Here is a 1,592-nt window from a genome sequence, read left to right as displayed (position 1 = left end):
GGCTCTGCATGTGGTTGCCCAGGTTCATCGACATGAAGCTGGCGAGCTGCAGGAAACCGGGATAGACACGGCGGCCCGCGCCGCGATGCTGCATCGGCACGGTGGCGATGACGTTGTGCCGGAACCACTCGATCGGCCGGTTCATCGCCATGTCGTTGACGCCGGTGGGTGAACAGCGCGTGTCGATCGGCCCGCCCATCATGGTCAGCGTTTTGGGTGTGGCGGCATGGCCGTCGCGGTTCATGATCGCGGTGGCGGCGAATACGGGGACCGAGGGCTGGCACACGGCCATTACGTGCGCATCGGGACCGATATGATCCAGGAAATCGATCACATAGTCGATATAATCGTCGAGATCGAAATCGCCTTCCTTCACCGGCACCGTCTTGGCGTCCGCCCAGTCAGTCACGTAGACTTCGCAGCTTTCCACCATCCGCTCGACCGTGCCGCGCAGCAGCGTGGCGTAATGCCCGCTCATCGGCGCGACCACCAGCAGCCTGGGGGCATCCTTGGCAAGCCCTTCGCGGCGGAAGCGCTTGAGATCGCCGAACGGGCGGTTGAGAACGGTGGCTTCCTCGACCGGGCGCGCCTTGCCGCCGACCGTGACCGCCTCGATATTCCAGTCCGGCTTGCCATAGGTGGCGGTGGCGTGGGCGAAGACTTCGAGCGCGGAGGCCGCCATTGGCCCCATTCCGAGATAGCCGAACGGGCCGATGTAATTTGCCGGATTGGCCGGGTTGGTCATCATTTCCGACGCGATGGCGGCCCAGGCGCTGGCGCTCGAAAGCCAGCTGCGTTGCAATTCATGAGCGTGGTAAAGCATTGGATTCCCCTGCAAACGCCACTCCGGGCGTCCAGACACAGCCGCTAGGTGGCGCTTCCGTGACAATTGTGCAATGCACAATCGCTCGCAGCCTGCGGTATGCCCGGGCCTGCCAGCGGGCAAGCCATCGCAATCCGTCTGACAAACGCGGCCCGCATATGGATTTCATCGGCGCGGCATCCTAGGTGGCTTTGATGGACGGTGCACAGACAAACGATAGCGTTTCGCGCGACGACACGCTGAGCGCGGGCCGTGAAGGCGAGCCGCCCATGGCGCGCTCGATTCGGCCGCTGTTCATGGTCTGGCGCGCGGCGCTGGCCTATCCTGGCTATCTCGCGCTGGCGGCGCTGGCATTGCTGATAACAGCCGCCGCGACGCTGGCGATCCCCGCCGGGTTCAAGCTCATCATCGACCAGGGCTTTGCTGCAGGCGCCAATCCCGAGGCGATCGGGCGCTGGTTCCGCTATCTGCTGCTGATCGTGCTGGTGCTGGCCGGGGGCACGGCGATGCGGTTCTATTTCGTCAGCTGGCTGGGCGAGCGCGTGGTCGCCGATATCCGTTTGCGCACGCACCGCAATCTGATGCGGCTGGCGCCGGAGTTCTACGAGGAGAATTCGCCCAAGGAAATTTCCAGCCGGCTGACCAGCGACACGACTCTGATCGAACAAGTCGTGGGCTCCACCGTTTCGGTGGCGCTGCGCAACACGCTGATGGCGGTCGGCGGGACGATCTACATGTTCTACCTGGTGCCGCAGCTGACGCTGGGCCT

At 64.1% G+C, this 1,592-nt stretch carries 2 protein-coding genes; one reads left to right on the top strand and one right to left on the bottom strand.

Annotated elements, in window-relative coordinates:
• The coding region (phaZ, locus tag ACEW8G_RS04245) for a polyhydroxyalkanoate depolymerase (RefSeq protein WP_373487205.1) at nucleotides 1-823 on the bottom strand (823 nt) is incomplete at its 3' end.
• A gap of 269 nt (nucleotides 824-1,092) precedes the next feature.
• On the opposite strand from phaZ, the gene ACEW8G_RS04240 reads away from it, so the two are divergent.
• A partial coding sequence (locus ACEW8G_RS04240) for an ABC transporter transmembrane domain-containing protein (protein ID WP_373487204.1) occupies nucleotides 1,093-1,592 on the top strand: 500 nt, incomplete at its 3' end.

Origin of the sequence: Blastomonas sp., from assembly GCF_041747255.1 — a bacterium.
Lineage (GTDB): Bacteria > Pseudomonadota > Alphaproteobacteria > Sphingomonadales > Sphingomonadaceae > Blastomonas.
This window is presented reverse-complemented; position numbering and strand designations above follow the sequence as displayed.